The organism is Liquorilactobacillus capillatus DSM 19910, from assembly GCF_001434915.1.
GTDB lineage: Bacteria > Bacillota > Bacilli > Lactobacillales > Lactobacillaceae > Liquorilactobacillus > Liquorilactobacillus capillatus.
Map to the genome: position 1 here is coordinate 1 of NZ_AZEF01000059.1, position 234 is coordinate 234.

Here is a 234-nt window from a genome sequence, read left to right on the forward strand (position 1 = left end):
CCGACTAGATATAGTCATTCCTAAATCATTGGCGATGGCTTTCATATCTTTAATAGCTGTACTCATAATTTCAATGTATGGATTTTTCTTCTTTGACCCATTACTTTTATTGGTTATTACTAAACCATGCTTTGTAATGTCTGTATTGCATGTCTGAACAACTGAATATAGTTTGCAGTAAGTAGCTAATAAACTTCTATCAAGCTCTGATACGGGCGTATTTTGCTTTAAATA

At 32.5% G+C, this 234-nt stretch carries 1 protein-coding gene; it reads right to left on the reverse strand.

The annotated features are described in order from the left end of the window. Nucleotides 1–234 (reverse strand): phage terminase small subunit P27 family (locus tag FC81_RS10145; RefSeq protein WP_157054802.1); only part of this gene is annotated, 234 nt, incomplete at both ends.